This window comes from Streptomyces tubercidicus (genome assembly GCF_027497495.1).
GTDB classification, from domain to species: Bacteria; Actinomycetota; Actinomycetes; order Streptomycetales; family Streptomycetaceae; genus Streptomyces; species Streptomyces tubercidicus.
In genome coordinates this window covers 4846826-4873654 of the sequence record NZ_CP114205.1, presented here as the reverse complement: position 1 = coordinate 4873654, position 26829 = coordinate 4846826, and the positions used below count along the sequence as shown (strand labels likewise).

The following is a 26829-nucleotide window of genomic DNA, read 5'->3' as shown; positions in this document are numbered from 1 at the left end:
GCCAGGGCCCGACCCAGGCGCGCCCGCAAGGGCTCCCCGCCCCGGCGCACCACCGTTCGGCGCACCGCATTTGGCGGCGCCCATGAAGTTCGCGTGCGCCCCCTGAATTCCCATGCGCCCCTCTCCTCCCCTGTCCCCTTGCCCACCGCTCACCCCGTGGGCTTGGATCGCGCCATGAGCCAGCAGCGCGTATCGCATCCGGCGAACGGCCCGTACGGCAGGCGGTTCGAGGGACGTACGGTCCTGGTGACCGGGGCCGCCGCCGGGATCGGGGCGGCCACCGCCGACCGGCTGGCGGCCGAGGGCGCCGGGGTGCTGCTGCTGGACATCGACGACGCGCGCGGTGAGCACACCGCACGGCGCATCCGGGCGGCCGGCGGCCATGCCTCGTACGAGCACTGCGATGTGGCGGGCGAGGACGACTGGCGGCGGGCCGTCGAGGCGGCGCGGCGGCGCTACGGCCCGGTGGACGGGCTGGTCAGCAACGCTTTCGTGCCGGGTGCGGCGGCCGCCGACCGTACCCCGCTGGCGGACTGGGAACGGCAGCTCGCGGTCAATCTCACCGGTTCGTTCCTCGGCGTACGGGCCGTCCTGGCGGATCTGCGGGCGCGCGGCGGTGCGGTGGTGCTGACCTCGTCGGTGCATGCCCTGGTCGGGCTGCCGGGGCGGCCCGCCTATGCCGCGGCGAAGGCCGGACTGACCGGTCTGGGCCGTCAACTGGCCGTCGAGTACGGGCCGGAGGTGCGGGTCAACTGCGTGCTGCCGGGACCCGTGCTGACCGCGGCCTGGGACGGGATCGGCGAGGAGGAACGGCAGGCCAGCGCCGCGGAGACGGCGGCGCGGCGGCTGGGGCGGCCCGAGGAGGTCGCCGCGGCCATCGCCTTTCTGCTCTCCCCCGAGGCGTCCTTCGTCACCGGCGCGAGCCTCGTCGTCGACGGTGGCTGGAGCGTGTACAAGAACTCCTCGTGAGGCGTGAGCTGTGCCCGCTGACGGCGGGGCCGCGGCGCCCCGTCCGGGCTTCGATCCGTAGGGGGATCCATGGGCATCCATTTCGGCGGCGACTACAACCCCGAGCAGTGGCCCGAGGAGGTGTGGGCCGAGGATCTGAAGCTGATGAAGGCGGCCCGTGTCACCATGGTCACCGCCGGGATCTTCTCCTGGGCCAAGGTCGAACCCCGGCCCGGGGACTGGGACTTCGGCTGGTTCGACCGGGTCATGGACGGGCTGGCGGGGGCCGGTGTCGCCGTCTGTCTGGCGACCATGACCGCCTCTCCACCACCGTGGCTCTCCCGCGCGCACCCCGAGATCCTGCCCGAGGACGCCGACGGGCGGCGCCGCTGGCCCGGCGCCCGGCAGCACTACTGCCCCTCCAGCCCCGTCTACCGCGCGCACGCCGTACGCCTCGTCGAACAGCTCGCCACCCGTTACGCCGGCCATCCCGCGCTCGCCATGTGGCACATCGGCAACGAGTACGGCTGCCACACCCGCCACTGCTACTGCGAGGTGTCGGCCGCCGACTTCCGGCGCTGGCTGCGCGAGCGGTACGGGAGCGTCGACGCGCTCAACTCCGCCTGGTCGACGGCCTTCTGGTCACAGGCGTACGGCGATTTCGACGAGGTGCTGCCGCCCCGGACCGCGCCCACCTTCCCCAACCCCGCCCAGCAGCTGGACTATCTGCGCTTCGGTGACGAGGCGCTGCGGGCCTGCTATCTGGCCGAAAAGGCGGTGCTGGAACGCGTCACCCCGGGCATTCCGGCCACCACCAATCTGATGCCGCAGCACAAGCCGGTGGACGCCTTCGCCTGGGCGGCCCATATGGACGCGATGGCGCTGGACTTCTACCAGGACCCGCAGGTGCCCGAGGACCACATCCGGGCCGGCTATGTCTTCGACCTGATGCGCTCGGCGCGCTCCGGGCAGCCCTGGATGCTGCTGGAACAGGCGCCGGGCGCGGTCAACTGGCGGCCCCGCAACGGCCCCAAGCCGCCCGGCGCGATGCGGCTGTGGAGCTGGCAGGCCGTCGCCCAGGGGGCGGACGCGGTGCTGTTCTTCCAGTGGCGGCAGTCGCTGGGCGGCGCGGAGAAGTTCCACTCGGCGATGCTGCCGCACGGCGGGACCGACACCCGGATCTTCCATGAAGTCACGGAGTTGGGGCGGGAGTTGGCGGCGCTTCCGGGGATCGAGGGGACCCGTTCGCGGGCCGAGGTGGCGCTGCTGGCGGACTGGCACAGCTGGTGGGCGCTGGAGCTGGACTCCAAACCGTCGACCGCGCTGGACCACTCCCGTATCGCGCTGGATCACTACCGGCCGCTGTTCGAGGCGGGGGTGGCCTGCGATGTGCTGCCGCCGCGGCGTGACCTGTCCGGCTACCGGCTGGTCGTGGCGCCCAACCTGTATCTGCTCACCGCGCCGGACGCCGAGCGGCTGGCCGCCTACGTCCGCGACGGCGGGCAGCTGCTGGTGTCGTTCTTCTCCGGGATCGTCGACGAGCACGACCGGGTGCACCCCGGCGGGTACCCGGCGCCGCTGCGCGAGCTGCTGGGGCTGCGGGTTGAGGAGTTCTGGCCGCTGGACGCGGGCCGGTCGGTGGCGGTCGGCGGTGGGGCTCACACGGGACGCGCGGACCTCTGGACGGAGGCCCTCGACCTCGAAGGGGCCGAGGCGATCGCCCGCTTCACGGACGGGGAGCTGGCCGGCCGGCCCGCGGTGACCCGGCACTCCTACGGGCGCGGCACGGTCTGGTACCTCGGCACCCGGCTCGAACCTGCGCTGATGCGGACGCTGCTGGACGAGGTCCGCGCGGTGGCCGGTGCGGTGCCCGTACTGCCGGGCCTGCCGCCGGGCGTCCAGGCCACCGTCCGCGAGGGCACCGGCGGACGCTATGTCTTCCTGCTCAACCACGGGGCGGCGGCCGTCGAGGTCGGGCTGCCGGTACCGATGCGGGATGCACTCGCGGCGGACGGGGCGGCCGGGGCCGGGGCCGAGGCGGGGGCCGCCGACCGCATCACCCTGGGGCCACGGGGCGTGGCCGTGCTGACGGAGCCCTACTAGGTGCATGCACGCGTACTCGCAGGTCAGGCCGTAGTCTCAGTGCCGAGGGTTCCCTCAGCGATGGCGCCCCGCAGGACGTGGGCGATCTCCTCCGGCTTGAGGTCGATTTCGTCGATTCCCTCGACGGTCAGCGGGACCTCCTCCAGCGCGTACTCGCCCCGGCCCTCGGCATTGAACTCGGGGCCGGTGCGGTCTTCGAAGGACCACGTCGCGATGCGGGCGAGATAGAAGAGCTGGCGCTCGCCCACGGTCTCCAGCGTGTGCAGGAGGCGGATGATGTCTGCCTTGCCCGCGATCTCCTCGTGGATCTCCCGGTGGAGGGCGGCCTCCCGGGACTCGTCATGCGCTTCGACGCCGCCGCCGGGCAGCACCCAGTACACGGGGACGCCGGGCTTGGTGCGGCGGATGACCAGCATCGTGTCGTCCGCGGTGACGAGGACGGCTCGGACTCGTTCGGTCATGTGACTCTGTCTCCTTGCTTGTTGACGGTCTCAGTGCAGCAGCCAGCCGCCGTCGACATGAATGGATTGTCCCGTGATGAACGATGCGGTGGGCCCCACGAGAAACGCCACCAGGGCCGCCACGTCGTCGGGCCGTCCACGGCGGGGAACGCACTGGCGGTTGATCTGGCCCTTCGGGTTGGCCCGGTGGCGGGCGGGGATGACGGTCTCGGCCTCGACTTGGATGGCGCCGGGCAGGACCGTGTTGACGCAGACCCCGTACGGGCCCAGCTCACGCGCGAGGGAACGGGTGAGGCCCAGGAGGCCGGCCTTCGCGGTGCTGTACGCGACGAGGTTGATCCGGCCCGCGCGGGCGTTGACGCTGCCGATGTTCACGATCCGGCCCCAGCGGCGTTCGACCATGCCGGGGGTCACCGCGTGGCACGCGCGGTAGTGGGCGGTGAGGTTCACATCAAGGGAGTAGTTCCAGGCGTCCTCATCGGTGTCCCGCCATGGGACTCGGGGGTAGGCCCCGGCGTTGTTCACGAGGATGTCGATCGGCCCCGCCTCCGCACGGACCCGGTCGGTCATCGCATGGACGGCGTCGGGATCGGTCAGGTCGGCGTTGATCGCGAACCCCGGGATTCCGCCGCGGTCGAAGGTGGCGAGGAGAGCCTGCACCTCCCGCTCCTGACCGAGGTGGTTGATGACCACGACGGCTCCGGCAGCGGCGAGTGTTCGGCCGATCTCGGCGCCGATTCCGGTGGCCCCGCCCGTGACGAGCGCGGTCCGGCCTTGCAGCGGCCGGGCCTGGAGTGGGGCTTCAAGCAGGGGCAGGGACATTGCGGCTCCGTTCGCCGGGGTCGGAATGAGGGGCCGGTGCGGTGGTGAAGAAGGCATCGAGACTGACTGCGGGGTCCTGGCTCTCGGCGAGCTTGATCAGGACGAGCAGCAGGTCGTGTCCGGTCAGCCGGCCGGCCGGGATGACGCCGAGGATGCGAAGGGCGAGAAAGGCATGGAGTTCGTCCATGCCGATGCCGCCTTGGTCGCAGAGTCCGTGCAGCGCTCCTTTGACGGCGGCGTGGCGGCCGGGGCCCATGTTCCAGGAATACCGGATGTCGATGTGCCGGGCGGTGGCGTGCAGTTCCAGATGGTCGATGCGAGGGCTGGTCCGCGCCGGCAGGGCCAGGTGCAGGGTGCGGGCGTAGACGTCGGGCTGGTAGCGAGGGACGAGCCAGCCGCCCATGGCCATGAGGTACCAGAGAAAGTTGGCGGCGTCGCCTGCGGCGGTGTTGCGGCCGGCGCATTCGAAGTCGAGCCAGCACAGCGGGTCGGCGATGTTGGGTTCGGTGGGGTCGCCCTGCGTCAGGCCGGCAAGCCAACGCCGATCGGGGACGAGGGCGTGGCGGGCGCTGTCAATGCTGGCGGCGACATCCAGCGTGAGCGGTCGGCCGTTGGCGGTGACGGAGTAGTCGGCCAACTCCCGGACGGTGAGAGTCATATCGGTGTGAGGCAGGGTGAGCGGCAGGTCTCGCAGCAGGTACCAGCGGTCGAGCCGGCCGCCGGGGCGGATGCGGTCGAGGTAGAGGGCGGGCACGCAATCGGCGAGGGGGACCACCTCCCCGGTTTCAGCGGCCGCGGCGCGAAGGTCTTGGCAGACGCCGTCTACGAGGCGGGCCAGGCGCGGCAGCACGGCCGGGTCGCGGTCAGCCAGCGCGATCACGTCGCCGAGCAGCAGATCGCATCGTGCGCTGGCGAAGACGTCCTCGTACGCCAGCAGGTGCCGGTCCGGCAGCGACGGACGCCCCCGCAGGTCCGGGACCTGGAGACGGGAGACGAGCTTCGTCCAGCCCCTGGCTTCGGCTTCGGCCGCCTCACGGGTCGTGGCCTCCTTGTAGAAGGTGGCCGTGTTCGACGCCCTTGGCCGATTGCTCGCGCTCACGTCATGTCCCCGGGGAGAGTGGCCAGCCAGTTCCGCAGGACGACCATGGCCAGCTCCTCGGCGGCAGCCCGTTCGGTACGGGCCGCTGCGGCCATGCTCGTGTCGTGGTGCCCGGCTTCGACGAGTACCCGCAGGGCGTCGTTGTCGGAGGGGCACTCGATTCCACTGAACCGCAGTTGGATCTTCGCCAGGAGTGCGGTGACCTTGTAGAGCTCGCGGAGGTCGGGCGAACCCTTCAGGAGCTGGCGGCGGATCTCGATGGCGGCCTGGATTCCGTCGTGCAGGCTCACGTCGATGTCGGTATCCGCGTCCGGGGCGGGCAGGGCGAGCCCGGCAGCGCACCACAAGGGGATGAGGCCACCGCTTCCGATGAGCGCGAGGACGTGCAGGAGCCTGGAGGTGACGGCTCCTGCCCGGCATTCCGCCCGGGTCAGCACGGTCAGCCCGAGTTTGACGCCGCCGAGTTCGGCTTCCAGGTCGGCCAGCACGCGCCGCATCCCGTCCAGGGAGTCGACCCCGGCGACAACGAACACGTCGAGGTCGCTCCAGCCGTGCTGGTACTTGCCACGGGCACCGCTGCCGGTTACGGCCAGCAGGTCGATCAACGGGCGCGGCGCGGTTAGGCGGTCGAGGAGTTCGGAGAGATAGGACTCCAGATGTACCGGCAGGCCCAGCGCGTTGACCGGCATGGTGCTCGGCTGCCGGTCAGCCCACTTGTGGGCCAGCGCCATGCGGTCCAGCCTTCGCTCCAGCTCCAGGCGCGGCCCATCGTTGCCGATGACCTCCTGGGCGATGGAGGCGATCTTGTCCGCACTCCGAGCGCTCTTGACCACGTCGCGGTCGGCGACGTCCTGTGCGCCTGCGGTGCCACGCTGTGCGCGGACGGCTGCGGAGGCTTCCAGGTAGGCGATGGTGAGCTGGGACCCGAGCATTCTGGCGAGTTCAGCCGTCGAGTCGAAGCCGTGCAGCGACTCGATGCTGACGTAATCGAGGAAGTGATGTGCCTCGCAGTACCGGTCCAGGGCGTCCACGATCAGCTCCGCCTGTACGACCGGGTCCAGCCGGTACGGGTCCGCGATGCCCGCCCGGGTGGCCGCGTCCTGGATCAGGTAGCCGATCTTGAGGCGGGCGTACCCGTGGTGCGTCCGTAAGTACTCACCGGCCGTGCTCTTGCCGCTCTCCGACATGCCACCGAGCGCGGTGACGTGCACGCCTGCCATCGCCCGGCCGGGGATCGCGGGGTGCAGAGGAGCCAGGAGCCGGCGGACCTCGTCCTGGACGCTGACGGTCGGCCGGTCGCCGATGTGCGTTGTCATGACGAACCGGCCCTCCGCAGCGAGCCAGTTGATCTGCTCGTGGAGGGCGCGCTGATAGGCCGCGTAGATGTCGGTGACACCGGCCTCGTGGGACAGGCTCCGGCGCGTGCCTTCCTCGGCGTCCTCGCAGTGCAGGAGCAGGAGGGCGCGTTCGCTAGCTTCCGCGGTCTGGAGATCGGTTTCGTATGGGGCCAGGAGGCAGCGGGCACGGTCAGCGGCCTGCGGAGCGGCCAGGTTCTCCCGGACGGCGACGGTGGCCGCGACGGATGCCGCCAGCATCGGGATGCCCCGGTCGAGGAGCCGCACCGGTGCCGAGAACGGATGGCGGGAGCGCTCCAGGTAAGAGGTGGCGAGGACATCGGAGACCTCCTGGACCGGTCCGGTCTCGAACCACCAGCGGCTCATGCCATCGGCCTTGATGGCGGCCCACCGCCGGTCGTAGTGGTCGAGGGGCCCCGCCGAGGTGGCGCTGGCGCCCATGCGGCGGGCAAGGATTCCGATCTGCTTGGTCTTCCCGGTGTTGTCGGGGCCGCTGAACGCGACCGACACGGGATGGAGCTGCGTATCGCTCTTGAGCTGGCTGATCATCAGCTTCCCTTCACAGGTTGTGCAGAGCACGCGTGTCGGCGAGGTGCTGTCGTGTCTGCCTCGGGGAACGGCTTGCCCCGTCGGAGGACGTCAGGGCCTGTTCGAGCCATGAGGAGATCCAAGGGGTGATGTTCAGTGAACGGCGATCCACGGTCCCGGGACAGGGCCCAGGATGTAGTCCTGCGTAATCCCGCGTAATCCAGGTGGGGAGGGTGACGGGGTGCCGAAGAACCCGGCCGTCGCGGATCTGATCAAGCAAGCGTGCCAGGAACGTGGCTGGGGACCCTCGGAGTTGGCACGCGCCCTCGGCCTTGCTGAGAGCGGCGATCCGCGCCGTCTGCAGCGACAGCACGCCCGGCGCTGGATCGAGGGCGAGCGCACCCCTGATCACTGGTGGCCGTACATCGCCCAGGTGCTGGGACTGGATCCGGAGACGATCAACCTTCCCGAGGCCATGCCGGCAGCACTCCACACCGATACCGTGGCCTCAGTCCTACATCTGGGAAGGAGCGACGTGGACCGCCGGAACTTCATCGTCGCATCCAGCGGATACGCCCTGTCCGCCCTCGACCTGCCCGACATGGACAGCGTCACCCGGAGGACCAGAAGCGCCTCTCCCGGCAGCCTGCGCGTCGGCCGAGGCGAAGTGGCGGCGGTGCGCCACATGGTGAAGACGCTCGGCGACTCGGCCTCCGAACTCGGCGGCGGCCACGCCCGCCACCTCGCCGTCCGCTACCTCACCCAGGACGTCGCTCCCTGGCTGGAGGGCAGGTTCACCGAGGCCACCGGCCGCGAGCTGTTCGCCGCCACTTCCCAACTGGTGCACCTCGCCGGCTGGATGGCCCAGGACGAAGGCGACACCCCCGAACTGCGCGGGCTCGCCCAGAGCTATTACGCGCACTCCTTCCGCCTGGCCGCCGAAGCAGGCGATCCGGAACTGTCCGCCACTGCCCTCCGAGGGCTCGCTGTGCAGTGCGTCGACCTGGGCTACCGAGCCGAGGCCGTCCAGCTCGGCGAAGCCTGCGTGGACTACGGCCGCCACCTCGACAACCCGCGCGCCATCGCCTACTACGAGGCCACCCTCGCCAACGCCGCAGCCCAGGACGACGACCGCCGCATGGCCACCAGGCACCTCGCCATGGCCGAAACCGCTATCGGGAAGCCGGTCACCGCGGGCGGCGACTCCTGGGCAGCCCACTACTCCCCCGGCCGATGGGCCCACGAATCCGGCATGATCCTCTCCCGCCTCGGCGACCTCGACGCCGCCGAGGAGCACCTCCACCTCGCCCTCGACATCCACGGCCTCGACCGCCGCCGCACCCGCGCCATCGTCCTGGCCGACCTGGGCGGCGTACGGCTCCGCCAAGGCGATGTCGACGGCGCCCTGGTGACCTGGCGGGACTTCCTCGACTGCGCGGACGGCATCCGCTCCGTGAAGGTCCAGGCCGCCCTCCAGGACATGCGCGTACGCCTCCGGCGCTACAGCGGCTTCCCAGAGGCCCAGGAACTCCGCGAGCGGGCAGCCCGGTTCGTCGGCTGACGCATCAGCGCCGCGGCGCGGGGTCTCCCCAAGGCGGTCAGCCCGTACACGCGCCCCGCCCCGTCACGGCACCGGCAGCGAGGTCACCGACCCCGGCGCCGCCGCCGTCTCCAGCTCCACCGGCCCCACCCCGGCCCGGCGGGCCAGCGCCACCGCCGCGAGGGTGGAGTGCACCCCGAGCTTGCCGAGGACGTTCTGCATATGGGTACGGACCGTGTGCGGCGAGAGGAACAGCCGCTCGGCGACCGCCTTGCGGCCCAGGCCCGCCACCATGCAGCGCAGCACCTCCCGCTCGCGCGGGGTCAGCGACTCCACCAGCCGTTCGCTCTCCGAACGGTGCTTGCGGGCGGCCGTCAACTCCCGCAGGACGCCGGTCAGCAGGGCGGGCGGCAGATGCGTCTCGTCGCGGAGCACCCCGCGGATGACGGCGAGCAGCCGGGACAGCGAGCAGTCCTTGGCGACCCAGCCGGAGGCCCCGGCCTGCAGGGCGGCGGCCGCGCGGCGCGGGTCGTCGCGGTCGGCGAGGACGACGGTGCGCAGATACGGATGGCTGGTGCGCAGGCCGGAGACCAGCGCGATGCCGTCCCGTGGGGCGGCGCGCGGCACGGCCTCCCGCGGGACGGCGTCGCGGGCGGCTCCCTGCGCGGGCACCGCGAGCAGCGGCGCGGCGAGGTCGGCGTCGGCGAGCAGCACGTCGAAGCGGCGGCCGTCGGTGGCCGCGCGGTCCAGATTGCGCAGGGCAGCGGGGGCGCTGCCCGCGGCCGCGACGTCCACGTCCTGTTCCGCGGCGAGCGCGGCCGCCAGGGATTCGGCGAAGATGCGGTGGTCGTCGACCACCAGAACCCGGATGCGTTGCACAGAGACCCCCTGTCTCGGTGAACGGACCATAGCGGGCACGGCGCCCGGATTGAAGATCGCCTCAGCCGCACGGCCGCCGCCGTGCCGACATCGCCACCCCACCCCGGGCGCCGTACCCGAACGGTCTCGCCCCCTGATCGGCACCGGCCCCCACCGGTGCGGGTTCCCAGCGTACGGACGGGGTGCGACGAGGGAAGGTGATTGACGAAACTGCTTCGCAGGGCGGGGAATTCAGCGCCGCTCCGGTGGCTTCACGCCGTCCGGCGCGCCCTACGCGACGCGGTGCGCCCCCGCGCTCGCGATGGCCTCGAAGATCCGCGGGGTGGCGTACCCGGCCGCCGCGAACGCCTCGGTGACCGCCGTGCCGACGGCCGCGGCGTCCGCCTCCTCGACGAGCACGATGGCCGAGCCGCCGAAGCCGCCGCCGGTCATCCGGGCCCCGAGGGCGCCCGCCGCCTGGGCGGTGTCGACGGCGAGATCGAGTTCCCGGCAGGAGATCTTGAAGTCATCGCGGAGCGAGGCGTGGCCGGCCGTCAGCAGCGGGCCGAGGGCGCGGGTGCGGCCCGCGTCAAGGCAGGCCATGACCTCTTCGACGCGGTGGTTCTCGGTGACGATGTGCCGGACGAGGGCCTGCACGACGGGGTCGTCGGCCAGCTTGGCCAGTGCCTCGGGCAGATGCGCGTACGGCACATCGCGCAGGGCACGCACCCCGAGCGCCCGCGCACCCCGTTCGCAGCCGGCGCGCCGCTCCGCGTATGCGCCGTCCCCCAGCTCGTGCTGCACCCGGGTGTCGACCACGAGGAGCCGCAGCCCCTCCCCCGCCAGGTCGAACGGGACCTGCCGCCGGGTGAGGTCGCGGGTGTCCAGGAACAGGGCGTGGCCCGCGGTGCAGCAGGCCGCGGCGGTCTGGTCCATGATTCCGCAGGGCATGCCGACGAAGGCGTTCTCGGCCCGCTGGGCGAGCTGCGCCAGCCGCTGCGGCTCCTGGCCGAGCGCGTACAGGTCGTTGAGGGCGAGCGCGGTGACGACCTCCAGGGCGGCGGAGGAGGAGAGTCCGGCGCCGGTGGGCACCGTGCTCTCGTAGTGCAGATCCGCGCCGCCTACGGGCAGACCGGCCTCCCGCATCGCCCAGACGACACCGGCGGGGTAGGCGGCCCAGCCTCCGTGGGGTGCCGGGCGCAGCTCGTCGACGCGGAGTTCGACGATGCCGCCGTCGGCGCCGCCGGAGTGCAGCCGCAGCACCCCGTCGGTGCGGGCCGAGGCGGCGGCGAGGGTGGTGTGCGGGAGGGCGAGCGGCATCACGAAACCGTCGTTGTAATCGGTGTGTTCACCGATCAGGTTGGCCCGGCCGGGCGCTGCCCAGATGCCCGTGGGGGCGGCGCCGTACACCGCGGTGAACTGCGCGGCGGTGTGCTGGGCGCGGTGCGTGCGCCCGGTGGCCGGGGCGACGGCTCCGTGTGCGGCCATCAGGACTCCTTTGTGCGGTGGGTTCAGTTCGTCCGGTCGCGGTGCTGCGCGAACTGCCAGGCGTCGGTGACGATGCCGGCCAGGTCGGCGCGGCTGGGCCGCCAGCCGAGCCGGTCGACGGCGGTCTGCGCGGAGGCCACCAGCACGGCGGGGTCGCCGCCGCGGCGCGGGGCGGCGACCTCCGGGATGGGGTGCCCGGTGACCTTGCGGACGGTCTCGATGACCTCGCGGACGGAGAAGCCGTTGCCGTTGCCGAGGTTGCAGATCAGGTGCTCGCCCGGATTGACACGGCGGCGCGAAGCGCCTCCTGCCGGGGTGGTGGCGGGAGAGGGGCTGGCAGCGTCGAGGGCGAGGAGGTGGGCCTCGGCGAGGTCGGCGACGTGGATGTAGTCGCGGACGCAGGTGCCGTCGGGGGTGGGGTAGTCCTCGCCGTAGACGGAGATCGCCTCGCGCTTGCCCTGGGCGACCTGGAGGACGAGCGGGATCAGATGCGACTCGGGGTCGTGGCGCTCGCCGCAGCTGCCGTAGGCACCGGCGACGTTGAAGTAGCGCAGGGAGACGGCGGCCAGGCCGTGGGCGGCGGCCTCGCCGCTGATCATGTGGTCGACGGCGAGCTTGCTGGCGCCGTACGGGCTGGTGGGCGCGGTCTCGGCGGACTCGGTGATCGGGGTCGCCTTCGGCTCGCCGTAGGTGGCGGCGGTGGAGGAGAAGACGAGGGTGCGGACACCGGCGTCGCGCATCGCGGCGAGCAGGTCCATGGTGCCGCCGACGTTGTTGCGCCAGTACTTCTCGGGGTTCACGACGGACTCGCCGACCTGGGAGAACGCGGCGAAGTGCAGCACCGCGTCATAGGAGGGGTCGAGCCACTTCGCCGCGTCCTGGATGCGGCCCTCGATGAAGTGGACACCGGCGGGGACGCCCTCGCGGTGGCCGGTGGACAGGTCGTCCAGCACGGTCACCTCGTGGCCGGCCTGCAGCAGATGTGCCGCGACGACGCTGCCGACGTATCCCGCACCACCGGTGACCAGGTACTTCTTGCTCACTCGCTCGCTACCTCTCGCAGTCGCTCGGCCGCGGCCTCCGGCGGCACGTCATTGATGAACACGTTCATGCCGGATTCGGAACCCGCGAGAAACTTCAGCTTGCCGGAAGTACGTCGGATGGTGAAAAGCTCAAGGTGAAGGGCGAAATCGCCGCGGTGCTCGGCGCGCGGCGGCGCCTGGTGCCAGCCGGCGATGTACGGCGTACGGGAGGTGTCGGCCGTACGGGGCCCCCGGCTCGTCCCCTCCCCTTCTTTCCCACCGTCCCGCCCGACGAAAATCCGGTCGAAGCGCCGCAGGACTTCCAGGTAGATCTGCGGGAATTCTGTGCGCGCGGCGTCGTCGAGGGCGAGCAGGTCGGGGACCCGGCGCTTGGGGTAGAGGTGCACCTCATAGGGCCAGTGGGCGGCGTACGGGACGAAGGCCACCCAGTGCTCGCCGTCCAGGACGATCCGGCGGCCGTCGGCCAGCTCGTCGGCGACCATGTCGTCGAAGAGGTTGCGGCCGGTGGCCTCGTGGTGCGCGGCGAGCGAGCTGAGCATGCGCTCGGTGCGCGGGGTGATGAAGGGGTACGCGTAGATCTGGCCGTGCGGATGGCCGAGGGTGACGCCGATCTCCGCACCGCGGTTCTCGAAGCAGAAGACCTGTGCCACGCCCGGGAGTTGGGAGAGTTCCGCGGTGCGGTCGGTCCAGGCCTCCAGGACCAGGGCGGCCTGCTCCTCGGTGAGGTCGGCGAACGAGGCGTCGTGGTCGGGGGTGAAGCAGACGACCTCGCAGCGGCCGCTGTCACCGGCGAGGGAGGGGAAGCGGTTCTCGAAGACGGCGACGTCGTAGTCGGGCGCGGGGATCTCGGAGAGCCGGCCGTGCCGGGAGGGGCACAGCGGGCATTCGTCGGCCGGGGGGTGGTAGGTGCGGGCCTGGCGGTGGGAGGCGATGGCGACGGAGTCGCCGAGGAGCCGGTCGTGGCGGATCTCGGCGGCGGTGGCGACGGGGTCGAGGGGGCGGGCGTCGCGCTCACCGCGTACGGCGTCGTCCCGCAGGTCGTAGTAGATGAGCTCGCGGCCGTCCGCCAGCCGGGTCGTGGTCTTCTTCACGGAGCTCCCTCATACACGCCGACCCAACACAAACAAACACAATGAAGCACAACTAAACAGCGGCGTCAATGTGCGCGACTCATCACGGGCCCACGGGGACATCTGCGACATATCGACAACCCCCATCACGAATGAACAACTCAACTAAACAAAAGTATTCAGTTTCTGAAGAGCCGGGCGTAGCTTTCTGTGCGTTCCGATCGCGCAGAGAAGCGAGTTCCCACCATGATCACCTTGGCCGAGGGGCTCCGGCTCCCTACCAACGGGCTCGATTACACGATCCTGGCCCTCTACTTCATCGTCGTCCTCGGCATCGGATTCGCGGCCAAACGCAGCGTGAAGACGAGCCTGGACTTCTTCCTCTCCGGGCGGTCACTGCCTGCCTGGGTCACCGGTCTCGCGTTCGTCGCCGCCAACCTCGGCGCCACCGAAATCCTCGGTATGGCCGCCAACGGTGCGCAGTACGGCGCCTACACCGTCCACTGGTACTGGATCGGCGCCATCCCGGCGATGGTCTTCCTCGGCCTGGTGATGATGCCGTTCTACTACGGCTCCAAGGTCCGCTCGGTGCCCGAGTTCCTGCTGCACCGCTTCGGCCCCTCCTCGCACCTGCTCAGCTCGGTCATCTTCGCCGTCTCGTCCGTGCTGATCGCGGGCGTGAACCTGTACGCCATGGCGATCGTGCTGCAGGCGCTGCTCGGCTGGCCGCAGTGGATCGCGATCGTCGTCGCCGGCTTCTTCGTCCTGGCGTACATCACCATCGGCGGACTCTCCTCGGCGATCTACAACGAGGTGCTGCAGTTCTTCGTCATCCTGGCCGCGCTGATCCCGCTGACGATCGTCGGCCTCAAGCGCGTCGGGGGCTGGGACGGCCTGACCGACTCGCTCAGCTCCTCGCACGGTGACGCCTTCCTGACCGCCTGGAAGGGCACCGGCATCGGCGAGGGCAACCCGCTCGGCGCCAACTGGCTCACCATCGTCCTCGGCCTGGGCTTCGTGATGAGCTTCGGCTACTGGACCACCAACTTCGCCGAGGTGCAGCGCGCGCTGTCCGCGAAGAACCTCTCCGCGGCCAAGCGGACCCCGCTGATCGCCGCCTTCCCCAAGATCTTCATCCCGCTGGTGGTGGTCGTCCCCGGGCTGATCGCGCTGGTCATGGAGCCGAGCCTGGGCAAGTCCAAGGACGGCCTCCAGTACAACGACGCGATACCGGTCCTGATGCGCGACCTGCTGCCCAACGGCGTCCTGGGCATCGCCGTCACCGGCCTCCTCGCCGCCTTCATGGCCGGTATGGCCGCCAACGTCTCGTCCTTCAACACGGTCTTCACCAACGACATCTGGGCCGCGTACCTGAAGAAGGGCCGCGAGGACGCGCACTACCTGAAGACGGGCCGGATCGTCACCGCCGTCGGCGTGCTGATCGGCATGGGCACGGCCTTCATCGCCTCGTCCTTCAGCAACATCATGAACTACCTCCAGACCCTCTTCTCCTTCTTCAACGTGCCCCTGTTCGTGGTCTTCATCATCGGCATGTTCTGGAAGCGGACCAGCGCCGCGGCCGGCTTCTGGGGGCTGCTCTCCGGCACCGCGGCCGCGATGGTCAACTACTTCTGGCTCTACAAGCAGGGCATCATCGCGATCCCCTCCGACCAGGGCGCCAACTTCGTCTCCTCCATCGTCGCCTTCATCGTCGGCGCGCTCGTGATGTTCGTGGTCACCCTGTGCACCGAGCCCAAGTCCGCCGAATCGCTGGCCGGTCTGGTCTACGGCACGAGGTCCCCCGGCATGGCCGAACTGCCGGCCGAGGGCGACGACGCCTGGTACCGCAAGCCGGCCCTGCTGGGCTGGAGCGCAGTCGTCCTCGCCGCCCTCTGCTACGTCCCGTTCTCCTTCTGACCTGCCTGAACAGCGGAGTTGACGCACCATGAGTGACTACCAGCACGAAGTCGAGGAGCTGGAGCGCGAGTCGGCGACGGCCGCGCGGCTCTTCGACGTACGGCGCATCATCGGCGGCCTGTTCGCCGTCTACGGCGTCATCGTCACCATCGCCGGCGTAATGGCGACCGACGCGGACCTCAAGAAGGCCCAGAACATCAACATCAACCTCTGGACGGGCCTGGGCATGCTCGCCCTCGGCCTCTTCTTCCTCATATGGCAGCAGCTGCGCCCCGCGGTGCCGCCTACGGCGGAGGAGCTGGCGGAGGAGGGGGATGGGGGGGCGTGAGGCGTGGTTAGTGGGGCGGCGGGGGGCCGGGGCGGCGGGTGCCGGGGGCCGGGGCGTCCGGTCCCGTCGGCCCAACTAGGCCAACGCCAACCCGGCACCCGGCACCCGGCACCCGGCACCCGGCACCCGGCACCCGGCACCCGGCACCCACCGAACGCTGTTACCTGTTACCTGTTACCGCGTCGACGGCGCCGGATCGTCCTCCGGTCCCGTCGGCCCACCGAGCGCGCCCCGGCCGCCCGCCCGCTCCAGCAGCCCCGTACGCGCGGCCAGCGCGGCGGCCTCCAACCGGGAGCCGACCTCCAGCTTCATCAGCACCCGCTGAACATGCGTCCTCGCCGTACTCGGCGCGATATCCATCCCCGCCGCGATCAGCCGGGTGTCCTCGCCGTCCGCGACCCGCATCAGCACCTCGACCTCGCGCGGGGTGAGCAGCTCCAGCAGCCGCGCCCCCTCGTCGTCCGGCTGCGCCGCGGGATGCAGCAGCTCCTCGAAAGCCTGCTGCAACAGCTGCGGCGACACCGCCGACTCCCCCGCCCGCGCCTTCATCATGGCGCGCTCCACACCCTCGATCCGCTCATCGTTACGGACGTAACCGGACGCCCCGGCGGCAAAAGCGGCAGCGATCCCGCGCGGGCTGGGCACCGGCCCCAGCACCACCACCGCGACCTGCGGCCGCTCCTTCTTGATCCGTACGACCGGGTCGAACACCCCGGGCCGGGCCGGCGCCGCGGTACCCAGCAGACACACCTCGGGCGCCCTGCTCACCACCAGCTCCGCGGCCCCCGCACTCGGCGCGGCCGCCGCCAGCACCCGGTGCCCGCGCAATTTCAGCGCCGAGGCGAGCGCCTCCGCGAGCAGACGATGATCGTCGACCACCATGAGCCGCACGCCCATCGAGCAACCCCCTCCACCCCGGCGGGCCCCGGCGCGACCCCCCGGCCGGGCCGCTTGTCCCCGGGAAGCTACACGCTCGGCCCCGATAGCGCGCCCCCTACCGGGAAGAAGCCCCCCGGAATGCTGGAATCCCGGCCATTCGGGGCCGGTTGGCGTGGTTTCGACGGGTGGGGGCGGGAGTAGGGGCTGCGGCGACACCGCCGCGTCCAGAGGAAGTGCGCCTTCAGCGTCCGCCGTTGGGCGGTGCGCTGACCGTCGCGGGGCCTGACCTGCCGAACCCGACGAGTCGCCGAGACAACAGGACTGTTTAGCCAGCAAGTTGAGCGACGGCATGTACTACTGCGCCCTTTCGGCGGCGCGCAAAGACGGGAAGGCGCAGGCCGCCGCTCCCGGGCCGAACCGAACTACGCACCCCACCCCCTTTGTTGAATCCAAAAAGGACAGTCTGCCGGTTTTCGCCGCGAGTGTCACCAAGGGCGCTGTCAGTGCCGTATGCGAAAATTCTTTCGGTAGTTGAACAGAACCTCGGGGAGGGGTCCGGCCCGGTATGTCATTGACCGACGAGGTGGCAGCACTTCATGCAGGGCAACCAGATCCAGCCGCTTTGGTGGGGGAATTCCGCCGTACGCATGTCTTGATCCCTACGGTCAACGACACCCTCATGTCAGCGGAGTTGGATGGCATCCGCTGGTTGTACGCGTTCACCGACGAAGACGCCCTGTCCCGCTTCGCCCTCTCCCGCGGCAGCGAGCCCGGGACGGAGTGGCGGTATGTGACCGCGTCCGGCGCCCGGGTCCTTGACGTGCTGATTCCTGCCTGCGAGGGCCCTGCGGGGGTGGCCCTGGACGCGGGCAGCGAGCAAGGCGCGCTCTTCCCTCCGGTGGCCGGAATCGTTCCGGACAGCGCAGCGGTGGACGCACCAACGGGCGGCAGTTCGGACGTAGCGCACAAAGGGGAAGAATAAATGGGCCTGATCAACGGAAGCGGTTACCGACTCGAACCCGAGGCTTTTGAGCGGCTCACCAAGGGCATCAAGGCCGCAACGGCCGAACTCAAAGAGCTGGGCTTTGATATGGAGGCCCAAATGGGGCGCGGTTTCGACCGTTTGTCCCTGGACAGCATGGAATGCGGCGACGACGGCCTGGCCGCTGTGCTCGACTCCTTCTGTGACCGCTGGGGCTGGGGCGTACGCACGTTGATGCAGGACGCCAACGAATTCTCCAAGAAGCTCGGAATTACCGCCGGCATGTACTACGAGCAGGAGCAGTACGTCTCGGACGCGCTGAAGCAGACGGTGAATGCGTCCATGGGCGACCCGTCCAAGACCGCGGAGCAGCTGCACAAGACCTCCTGGAGCGAAATCGGCGCCGACAACCCCTTCTCCCAAGTCGCGAACGCGGACTTCGATCCGACATCCAAGGACTCGATCGACGCACAAGCAGAGATGCTGCAGACGGCTGACCAAGTCGCCTCGGACTTCCAGTCGATCCCCGAGCGTGCCAGCCACCCCTTCGACGACCCCGGCGAGGTCAAGACGGAGTTCCACGAGCCGAAGGGTGCGCAGGGCCAGGGGGGTAAGAACAAGTGAGCTGGGTCGGGGATGCCGTCAACGCCGTAGGCGAAGGCGCGAGCAAGTTCACGGGGGCAGTCGAACGCGGTGCCGGTGAGCTGGTCGAGCATGGCGCCGACCTGACCGGTGACGCCCTGGAGGCGGCCGGTCTCGACGACGCCGGACACGCCGTCCGCTCTGCCGGCGCCGACGTTGCCGGCGCCCTGGGAGCCCACGTCGACGAACGCCAACTGGGCGAGACGGAAGACCCCAAGGAGCTCATCCACGGCGACGTGGAGAAGATCAACGAGACGGCGTCCCACCTCAAGGACTTCTCGACGGCCTTCGACCGGGTCGCCGACGGGATGCGCAAGATCGGCTCGGGCCAGCACTGGAGCGGCATGGCGGCGGACGCGTTCCGCGAGGCGTTCGATATGCATCCCAAGCAGTGGATGCACGCCGCCGATGCCTGCGACGACGCCTCGAAGGCGCTGAAGTCCTACGCGGAGACGGTGTCCTGGGCACAGGGCAAGGCCGGCGACGCGATCGACAAGTATCGCAAGGCGCTGGAGGCCACCCGGCGGGCCATCGAGGCGTACAAGACCAAGGTCGATACCTTCAACGCGAAGGTCGACTCGTACAACACCGCCGTCGACCGGGGCGAGGACCCGGGCGCCCAGCCGCAGAAGCCGGTCGCGTTCAAAGACCCCGGCACCGAGGGCCGCGAGGCGGCCCAGGACATGCTCAAGAACGCCCGCACCCAGCGCAACGAAGCTGCGGGGCGGGCCCGTAACGCCATCAAGAGCGCCCTGGCCCACGCCCCTGACAAGCCCGCGTTGACGCAGCTGGCAGGCGCGGCGCTCAAGGACGGCGGCGAAGCATTCCTCCTGTCGAACGTGCATCTGGCCGGCGGTGCCCTCAAGGCCGCAGCCGGGACCCTCAAGCTGGTCCGGACGGTCAACCCGATGGACCCCTACAACATCACCCACCCCTGGCAGTACCTCTCGCACGCCTCCACCACCCTCATGGGCCTTGCCCAGGCCCCGCTCCACCCCATCGACAGCGCGAAGGGCATGCTCGGCTCCGGCTGGGGCAGCGACCCGTTGGATGCCGGTACATCGATGGTCGTCAACGTGTTCGGTGGCAAGGGCGCAGGCGGCCTGGCCAAGGGCGGTCTACGGGCCGGAGCGAAGAACATCACGAAGGGCTGGGCACGGCACGCCGCCAACAACGGCGGCAAGATCACTGTCTGGGACCGTGCTCGCATCGCCTGGTGCAAGACCTTCGGCAGCGACCCCATCGACATGGCCACCGGCCGCATGATCCTGCCGCAGACCGACATCACCCTCCCCGGCAGCCTCCCCCTCTCCTTCACCCGCACTTTCGAGTCGTCCTACCGCCAAGGCCGCTGGTTCGGCCCGACCTGGATGTCCACCGTCGACCAGCGCCTGGAGATCGACTCCGAAGGCGTCATCCTCATCGGCGAAGAGGGCGATTTCCACCTCTACCCCCACCCCGCCGTCGGCGTCCCCACCCTGCCGGCCGAGGGCGACGGTGCCCCGCTCGAACTCACCCCGGACGGCGACTACCTCCTTACCGACCCCCACACCGGCATCCGCCGCTACTTCACCACCTACACCGAAAACCTCGCCGTCCTCGACGAGATATCCGACCGCCGCGGCAACCACCAAACCTTCGACTACACCGAAGACGGCACCCCCACCGCCATCACCCACAGCGCCGGCTACCGCCTCCTGCTGACGACCGACGAGGGCCGCATCACCGCCCTCCACCTGGCCGGCGCGGCTCCCGATGGCTCCGACCAGTTGCTGATGACGTACGGCTACGACGACGCCGGCAATCTCATCACCACCACCAACTCCTCCGGCCTGCCCCTCCGCTTCACCTACGACGACCACGGCCGGATCACGTCCTGGACCGACACCAACAACAGCAGCTACACCTACGTCTACGACGACCAGGACCGCTGCACCTCACAGAGCGGCATCGCAGGACACCTGCGCGGCGCCTTCTCCTGGGGCGCCCCCGACCCCGTCACCGGACTGCGCACCAATCTCCACCACAACTCCCTCGGCGAGCTCACGACTTACCTGGTCAACGAACGCCACCAGATCATCGCGACCACCGACCCCACCGGCGCCACCACCCGCACCGTCCGCGACACCAAACACCGCGTCCTGTCGACAACCGACCCCCTGGGCCGCACCACCCACATCGACTACGACGACGAGGGCCGCCCGCTGAGCGTCGTCCTCCCCGACGGCAGCCGCTCCACCACGACCTACGACGCCGACGGCAACCCGCTGGCCGTCACCGGCCCGGACGGCACCACCTGGCGCCACACGTACAACGCCCACGGCAACCGGACCTCGACCACGGACCCTGCCGGAGCCACCACCACCTACACCCACGACGAGCGCGGCCACATCGCCGCCGTCACCGACGCCTTGGGCAACACCACCCACCTCTACTGCGACAAGGCCGGCCTGCCGATCTCGGTCACCGACCCCCTCGGCGCGGTGACCCACTACCGCCGTGACGCCTTCGGCCGCACCACCTCGGTCACGGACCCCCTCGGCGAGACGACGCACATGGTGTGGACGGTGGAAGGAAAGCTAGCTGCCCGAATCGACGCCACCGGCGCCACCGAGGAGTGGACCTACGACGGCGAAGGCAACCGCCTCACCCACACCGACGCCATCGGCCAGACCACCCGCTACGAATACACTCACTTCGACCTCCTCACGGCCCGAACCGCCCCCGACGGCGTCCGCCACGAGTTCACCCACGACACCGAACTCCGCCTCACCCAGGTAACCAATCCCCAGGGCCTGACCTGGAACTATGCGTACGACGGAGCCGGTCGCCTCATATCCGAGACCGACTTCGACGACCGCGTCCTCGCCTACGCCCATGACGCCGCAGGGCAACTGGCCTCCCGCAGCAACGCGCTCGGCGAGGTCACCACCTACCGGCGCGACACCCTCGGCCGCATCACCGAGAAGAACGCCGCGGGCCTGATGACCACCTACACCCACGACACCAACGGCAATCTCCTCCAAGCGGCAAACCCCGACGCCAGCGTCACCTACACCCGAGATGTCCTCGGCCTAGTCACTACCGAAACAGTCAACGGCCGCACCATGACGTTCACCTACGACGCCTTGAGCCGCCGCACCTCCCGCACCACCCCCACCGGCCACACCACCCGGTACACCTACGACGCCGCCGGCAACCGGACCGCCATGGACGTCGCCGGCCATATCCTCACCTTCGATCACGACGTCGCAGGACAAGAACACACTCGCGCCATTGGCGACAACCTCGCCCTCACCCACACGTGGGATCCGACTGGCCGCCTCGCCACCCGCACTCTCACCAGCACAGGTGCTGAGACCGTGCAGGCCCCACCAGGCGTAGCCCCTGCGCCAAACCTTGCCGTCAACGAGGCAATGCTCCTCCACCGGGGCTACACCTACCGACCCGACGGCAACCTGAGCGCCATTGAGGATTCCCACACCGGGCGCCGCACCTTCGACCTCGACCACGCCGGTCGTGTCACTGCCGTCCACGCCAACAATTGGACCGAAACCTACGCCTACGACAAAGCCGGCAACCAAACCCGCGCCACCTGGCCCGACCGCCATGCCAACCCTTCAGCCCGAGGGGACCGCACCTACACGGGCACGCGCGTCACCCAAGCCGGCGCCATCCGCTACGAATACGATTCCCTCGGCCGCGCTTCGCTCCGCCAAAAGACCCGTCTTTCACGCAAGCCCGACACCTGGTACTACACCTGGAACACAGAAGACCGGCTCATCAGCGTCACGACACCTGACGGAACGATCTGGCGCTACCTCTACGACCCATCCGGCCGTCGAATATCCAAACAACGCCTCGCGACCGGCACATCGGAAATAGCGGAGCAAACAGACTTTACCTGGGACGGCCCCAAGATCGCCGAACAAAACTCCCACTGCGCAGGGTCTTCACAGAACATCACCCTCACCTGGGATCACAATGGAATGAGTCCACTGACTCAGAGTGAAATTAAATCCACAGACCTGTCGCATTCCCCACAAAACATCATCGACCGGCGCTTCTTTGCTATTATCACCGACCTTGTAGGCTCCCCCACCGAACTCGTAAATGAAGGCGGCTCCCTCGCTTGGCGCGCACAGAGTAGCCTTTGGGGGGCCACCACCTGGAACACCCATGCCGACGGGTACACACCTCTGCGTTTCCCCGGTCAATATTTCGATCCCGAGACGCAGCTTCATTACAATTTCCACCGACACTACGACCCCGCCACCGCGCGGTACATTAGCCCCGACCCGTTGGGACTATCCCCTGCACCGAACCCGGCATCGTACGTCCTCAATCCCCACACATGGATCGACCCACTCGGACTCGACTGCGATCCTGGAGACGGGGTCACCAATCGGCACCGGCCGCCGATTGAAGGAGACACGAACTACATCGTCGATAACCCTCACGACTGGTCGGACACCATCACAGATATCGACAAGATCGAGAATGGAGTACTCTGGGAAGAAAAGACCGCAACGGGGCAAAACCCGAATATGAAGGTTGAGCCATGGACTGACAAGCATGTTCTCAAGAAGCTTGACTCGTACCTCAGAGCAAGAAGCCATCTACCCGGGTGGGAAGACTCCCCGATCGGCCTCCATTTTACAGAACCAGGGGCGACACCAGCATTCAGGGCAGCAGTGGAGGAGGCCGTGCAAACCTGGCGTGGAAGTAACCCCGGCGTCGACGTGAGGATCAGGTGGAATAGTTAATGAGTTGCTTTTTCCGGATCGATGACCGAGACGTATGGAATCCTTCCAATCTGGTAGCAAATGCCTTCATCGGACAGGCGCTCGCCCTATCCAAACTACTTGACCAGAAAACGGGGATCGGGCCAATCGTCGACGATGAATGCGAGATCAACAAGGGGGATTTTCTCCAATTCACGACCATTTTGATCCATCGACACAGAGATACAGCTAATCCCGCATTGAGGATACTCCTAGAAGGCGTGGCGAGCATCTGCCTTGTCCTCTTGGAGCGCTCCGAAACTCGGATTATTTCCGTGCGCGACATGGAAGCATTCGGAAAGGAACGAATTTCCGAGCTTGCTAGAAACATGCCACTGGGGTAGCACTCACCAACGACTCGAACTCATCACAATAACACCCTCCAAGAATTCGCGATCAGCCCCGTGAACAGGCCCTGGCATGCGCCATAATCCCACCATCCCTGGGCGCCGACGGCAGGAGCCCCCCTGCTCATGCTTCGTCAACTCTCGCCAAACCATCACGTGTTCAGGTCGTGCCGCGCCACCCTAAGATCGCGACGCGGCATGTCAATGCCGACGACGCATGCGCTACCAGTCGCCGGAAGTTGTCGACGCATTATTGGAAAGCGAGCCTCGGGTGAAGCCAGATTCCTCAAAAAGTCCCCGTTCGGGATTTCGTCCGTGCCATAGAGGGGAAAGGGATAAATGACCACTCCACAACAGCCGCCAGGTGGTTACGGGCAAGCGCCCGGTTACGGTGCTCCGCAAGGGATGCCGCAGCCCGGACAGCCGGGCGGGTATCCGCCCGGGGGCGCTCCTGGCGGGCCGGGGCCGTATGGGCAGCAGGCTCACCCCGGACCCGGCGGAGCCGCGCCCTACGGACAGCAGCCCCACCCCGCCGGACCGGCGCCGTACGGCCAACAGCCCGGCCCCTACGGGATGCCGCAGCAGGCGCCCCCCTTTGGGTATGGGGGGCCAGGCATGCCCCCGCCCATACCGCCCAAGTCGAAGGCCGGGAAAGCGTGGGGGATTCTTGGGGCTATCGCCGGGGTGCTGGTGTTGGGGACGGTGGCGTCGAATGCGGGGATCCGGGGTGGAGGGAGTTCGTCCGGCGGGGCCGACGCGGGGCCGAAGTACCGGATTACGGTGCCGAAGACGCTGGCGGGTGGGGAGTACAAGCTCGCCAAGGACATATCCCAGCAGGCCAGCGATGCGGTGCCGCAAGACGGGGCCGGCGCTCACGGCGTCAAGGCAGTGGGCGGGCAGTACTCGTCCGGGACCAAGTCGCTGGTGATGCTGGGGCTCTACGGGGTCATTGATGATCCCGAGAAGGCCGTCGACCACACCATCCGTGGGATGACGCGGGATGGTAAGACGGAAGCCGTCGTGATGGATGAGGAGTTCACGCCCAGTGGGGGTGGAGATCCGCTCACGTGTGGTGTGGATGTGAAGACAGATATGGGGCAGAAGGTGACAATGCCGTTCTGCGTCTGGGCTGATTCCAGTACGAGCGGGAATGTCGTCGAAACCGATGCTTCGGCGCTGTCGAAGGATCCGCGTTCCGTAGACCTTCAGGAATTCGCCGATAAGGCGGGCAAGATTCGCGGTGAGGTCAGGAAACCGCTGTGATTCGCCCTGCAACTTGTTGCAATCTGCTGTAGTCGGACCCCTCAGCTCAGCGCTGCGCGCGGAGCAACTCCCGGAGCGACGCTGAGCGCCGTACGGTCACCACGTCGATGCGCCGCGGTGACCGTACGGCGACCGGCGTCGCTCTAGAGGTCAGTAGCGTCCCGCCCGTCATCGAGCGCCCGTCTCCGAGCGCCCGCCCCTACGCTCCCGACTCCCCCTACGCCTCCTCAGCCAACTCCAGCCACCGCATCTCCAACTCCTCCTTCTCCGCGGTCAGTTCGCGGAGTTGGGCGTCGAGGCCGGCGACCTTTTCGAAGTCCGTCGCGTTCTCGGCGATTTGGGTGTGGAGGGTGGTTTCCTTGGTGCCGAGCTTGTCCAACTGGCGCTCGATCTTTTGGAGTTCCTTCTGGGCGGCGCGGTTGACCGCGGCGGCCTTCTTGGGGGCCGTTGCGGTCTGTGGGGCGGGGGCCGGGGTGGCGGCGTCGATGACCTGCTGGCGGCGTTCCAGGTACTCGTCCAGGCCGCGCGGGAGCATGCGGAGGGTGGCGTCGCCGAGTAGGGCGTGGACGCGGTCGGTGGTGCGCTCGATGAAGTAGCGGTCGTGGCTGATGACGATGAGGGAGCCGGGCCAGCCGTCGAGGAGGTCTTCGAGCTGGGTGAGGGTCTCGATGTCGAGGTCGTTGGTGGGCTCGTCGAGGAAGAGGACGTTGGGCTCGTCCATCAGGAGGCGCAGGATCTGCAGGCGGCGGCGTTCACCGCCGGAGAGGTCGCCGACCGGCGTCCACTGCTTCTCCTTCGTGAAGCCGAACTTCTCGCAGAGCTGGCCGGCGGTCATCTCCCGCCCCTTGCCCAGGTCGACCCGCTCGCGCACCTGCTGGACGGCCTCCAACACCCGCAGCGTCGGGGGGAGTTCGCCGACCTCCTGGGAGAGGTAGGCCAGCTTGACGGTCTTGCCGACGGTGATCCGGCCGGCCACCGGCTGCGCGTCGCCCTGCGTACGGGCCGCCTCGGCCAGCGCCCGCAGCAGCGAGGTCTTGCCGGCGCCGTTGACGCCCACCAGGCCGATCCGGTCGCCGGGGCCCAGCTGCCAGGTCAGGTGCTTGAGGAGGACCTTCGGCCCGGCCTGGACGCTGACGTCCTTCAGCTCGAAGACGGTCTTGCCGAGGCGCGAGCTGGCGAACTTCATCAGCTCGGCGTTGTCGCGCGGCGGCGGGACGTCCGCGATCAGCTCGTTGGCGGCCTCGATGCGGAAGCGGGGCTTGCTCGTACGGGCCGGGGCGCCGCGCCGCAGCCAGGCAAGCTCCTTGCGCATCAGGTTCTGCCGCTTGGCCTCTTCGGTGGCGGCGATCCGCTCGCGCTCGGCCCGCGCGAAGACGTAGTCGCTGTAGCCGCCCTCGTACTCATGGACATCGCCGCGCTGGACGTCCCACATCCGCGTACAGACCTGGTCGAGGAACCAGCGGTCGTGGGTGACGACGACGAGGGCGGAGCGGCGGGCCCGGAGGTGGCGGGCCAGCCAGGAGATGCCCTCGACGTCGAGGTGGTTGGTGGGCTCGTCGAGGACGATCAGGTCCTGTTCGGCGATCAGCAGCTTGGCGAGCGCGATACGGCGGCGCTCCCCGCCGGAGAGCGGGCCGATGACGGTGTCCAGGCCCTGGGTGAAGCCGGGCAGGTGCAGATCGCCGAAGAGGCCGGTGAGTACGTCGCGGATCTTGGCGTTGCCGGCCCACTCGTGGTCGGCGAGATCGCCGATGACCTCGTGCCGGATGGTGGCGGCCGGGTCGAGGGAGTCGTGCTGGGTGAGGACGCCGAGGCGCAGCCCGCCGTTGTGGGTGACCCGGCCGTTGTCGGTGTCCTCCAGCTTGGCGAGGATCCGGATCAGGGTGGTCTTGCCGTCCCCGTTGCGTCCGACGACGCCGATCCGGTCCCCCTCGTTGACGCCGAGCGAGACACCGTCGAGCAGGGCACGGGTTCCGTACACCTTGCCGACGGCTTCCAGATTGACGAGGTTGACGGCCATCTCACTCCTGCGTTTCATCCCTGCGGTTCACATCGGGCGACCTTCCCAGCCTAGTCGGCGGGGGGAGGGGAGCCGGTCGGGTGGGGAGGGGAGGCCGCTCGGGGGGTGGCGTGCTGGGGCCCGTCCGGGATGGGGATGGAGTCCACTCGGGTGGGGCTACGGTCGGCTCGGGTGGGGCCGGGGCCCGCTCGGGATGGAGACGCGGCCCGCCCGGGATGGGTATGCGGCCCGCCCGGAGCTGAGTATCCGTACTGATGGCGGGGGCTGCGGGCGGTCCTAGCGTGGGCCGCATGATCAACGACCAGGCTCCGACGCCCCTTCCGGCATCCGGCACTCCCGTGCACGACGCGGC

Annotated in this window: 20 protein-coding genes; 10 read left to right on the top strand and 10 right to left on the bottom strand. The window is 69.1% G+C overall.

Going from position 1 to position 26829, the window contains the following annotated elements:
* Positions 1 to 174: 174 nt before the first annotated feature.
* Positions 175 to 969, top strand: a complete 795-nt coding sequence (locus tag STRTU_RS21300) for an SDR family NAD(P)-dependent oxidoreductase (protein ID WP_159745200.1) — start codon at positions 175 to 177, stop codon at positions 967 to 969.
* A gap of 69 nt (positions 970 to 1038) precedes the next feature.
* Positions 1039 to 3051, top strand: coding sequence for a beta-galactosidase (locus tag STRTU_RS21295; RefSeq protein WP_159745198.1), 2013 nt, complete (start codon positions 1039 to 1041; stop codon positions 3049 to 3051).
* A gap of 23 nt (positions 3052 to 3074) precedes the next feature.
* Here the strand turns inward: STRTU_RS21295 and STRTU_RS21290 are convergent, their stop codons facing one another.
* The 4 genes from STRTU_RS21290 to STRTU_RS21275 are packed head-to-tail and all read right to left on the bottom strand — an operon-like array spanning position 3075 to position 7337.
* Positions 3075 to 3512, bottom strand: coding sequence for an NUDIX hydrolase (locus STRTU_RS21290; RefSeq protein ID WP_159745196.1), 438 nt, complete (start codon positions 3510 to 3512; stop codon positions 3075 to 3077).
* A gap of 30 nt (positions 3513 to 3542) precedes the next feature.
* On the bottom strand, positions 3543 to 4334 hold the full coding sequence (locus tag STRTU_RS21285; RefSeq protein WP_159745194.1) for an SDR family NAD(P)-dependent oxidoreductase: 792 nt from the start codon (positions 4332 to 4334) through the stop codon (positions 3543 to 3545).
* On the bottom strand, positions 4315 to 5433 hold the full coding sequence (locus tag STRTU_RS21280; protein WP_159745192.1) for a hypothetical protein: 1119 nt from the start codon (positions 5431 to 5433) through the stop codon (positions 4315 to 4317). The genes STRTU_RS21285 and STRTU_RS21280 overlap by 20 nt, the downstream gene beginning before the upstream one ends.
* Complete coding sequence (locus STRTU_RS21275) at positions 5430 to 7337, bottom strand: nucleotidyltransferase domain-containing protein (RefSeq protein WP_159745190.1); 1908 nt, start codon at positions 7335 to 7337, stop codon at positions 5430 to 5432. Before STRTU_RS21275 ends, STRTU_RS21280 begins: the two co-directional genes overlap by 4 nt.
* Positions 7338 to 7557: 220 nt before the next feature.
* On the opposite strand from STRTU_RS21275, the gene STRTU_RS21270 reads away from it, so the two are divergent.
* Positions 7558 to 8877, top strand: a complete 1320-nt coding sequence (locus STRTU_RS21270; RefSeq protein WP_246240989.1) for a helix-turn-helix domain-containing protein — start codon at positions 7558 to 7560, stop codon at positions 8875 to 8877.
* Positions 8878 to 8940: 63 nt separating this feature from the next.
* Here STRTU_RS21270 and STRTU_RS21265 read toward each other — a convergent pair whose 3' ends face one another.
* The 4 genes from STRTU_RS21265 to galT form a co-directional block, all read right to left on the bottom strand.
* Complete coding sequence (locus STRTU_RS21265; protein WP_159745188.1) at positions 8941 to 9735, bottom strand: response regulator transcription factor; 795 nt, start codon at positions 9733 to 9735, stop codon at positions 8941 to 8943.
* Positions 9736 to 10005: 270 nt separating this feature from the next.
* Complete coding sequence (galK, locus tag STRTU_RS21260; RefSeq protein ID WP_159745186.1) at positions 10006 to 11202, bottom strand: galactokinase; 1197 nt, start codon at positions 11200 to 11202, stop codon at positions 10006 to 10008.
* 23 nt (positions 11203 to 11225) lie between these two features.
* On the bottom strand, positions 11226 to 12245 hold the full coding sequence (galE, locus tag STRTU_RS21255; RefSeq protein ID WP_159745184.1) for a UDP-glucose 4-epimerase GalE: 1020 nt from the start codon (positions 12243 to 12245) through the stop codon (positions 11226 to 11228).
* The gene (gene galT / locus STRTU_RS21250) at positions 12242 to 13336 is read right to left on the bottom strand and encodes a galactose-1-phosphate uridylyltransferase (protein WP_159745182.1); all 1095 of its coding nucleotides are present in this window, start codon (positions 13334 to 13336) and stop codon (positions 12242 to 12244) included. The genes galE and galT overlap by 4 nt, the downstream gene beginning before the upstream one ends.
* A 225-nt stretch (positions 13337 to 13561) precedes the next feature.
* Here galT and STRTU_RS21245 point away from each other — a divergent pair, with 225 nt between their 5' ends.
* Complete coding sequence (locus STRTU_RS21245) at positions 13562 to 15232, top strand: sodium:solute symporter family protein (protein ID WP_159745180.1); 1671 nt, start codon at positions 13562 to 13564, stop codon at positions 15230 to 15232.
* Between the two features lie 28 nt (positions 15233 to 15260).
* Positions 15261 to 15560 (top strand): hypothetical protein, encoded by a 300-nt coding sequence (locus STRTU_RS21240; protein ID WP_159745178.1) that lies wholly within the window; start codon positions 15261 to 15263, stop codon positions 15558 to 15560.
* Between the two features lie 174 nt (positions 15561 to 15734).
* Here STRTU_RS21240 and STRTU_RS21235 read toward each other — a convergent pair whose 3' ends face one another.
* Complete coding sequence (locus STRTU_RS21235; protein WP_159745176.1) at positions 15735 to 16457, bottom strand: response regulator transcription factor; 723 nt, start codon at positions 16455 to 16457, stop codon at positions 15735 to 15737.
* A 547-nt stretch (positions 16458 to 17004) separates the two neighbouring features.
* Here STRTU_RS21235 and STRTU_RS21230 point away from each other — a divergent pair.
* The 5 genes from STRTU_RS21230 to STRTU_RS21215 all read left to right on the top strand — a co-directional run bounded on the left by STRTU_RS21230 (position 17005) and on the right by STRTU_RS21215 (position 24457).
* Positions 17005 to 17421, top strand: coding sequence for an SseB family protein (locus tag STRTU_RS21230; protein WP_159745174.1), 417 nt, complete (start codon positions 17005 to 17007; stop codon positions 17419 to 17421).
* Positions 17422 to 18045, top strand: a complete 624-nt coding sequence (locus tag STRTU_RS21225; protein ID WP_246240986.1) for a hypothetical protein — start codon at positions 17422 to 17424, stop codon at positions 18043 to 18045.
* Entirely contained in the window at positions 18042 to 22829 is a 4788-nt protein-coding gene (locus tag STRTU_RS21220) for a putative T7SS-secreted protein (protein ID WP_159745172.1), read from the top strand. The genes STRTU_RS21225 and STRTU_RS21220 overlap by 4 nt, the downstream gene beginning before the upstream one ends.
* Positions 22829 to 23191: a DUF6086 family protein gene (locus tag STRTU_RS36190; RefSeq protein ID WP_371873636.1), complete on the top strand. Its 363-nt coding sequence runs from the start codon at positions 22829 to 22831 to the stop codon at positions 23189 to 23191. Before STRTU_RS21220 ends, STRTU_RS36190 begins: the two co-directional genes overlap by 1 nt.
* Positions 23192 to 23809: 618 nt before the next feature.
* On the top strand, positions 23810 to 24457 hold the full coding sequence (locus tag STRTU_RS21215) for a hypothetical protein (RefSeq protein WP_159745170.1): 648 nt from the start codon (positions 23810 to 23812) through the stop codon (positions 24455 to 24457).
* Between the two features lie 217 nt (positions 24458 to 24674).
* Here the strand turns inward: STRTU_RS21215 and STRTU_RS21210 are convergent, their stop codons facing one another.
* Positions 24675 to 26477 carry an ABC-F family ATP-binding cassette domain-containing protein gene (locus STRTU_RS21210; RefSeq protein ID WP_159745168.1) on the bottom strand — a complete coding sequence of 601 codons (1803 nt, stop codon included), beginning with the start codon at positions 26475 to 26477 and terminating at the stop codon, positions 24675 to 24677.
* Between the last annotated feature and the right edge of the window lie 352 nt (positions 26478 to 26829).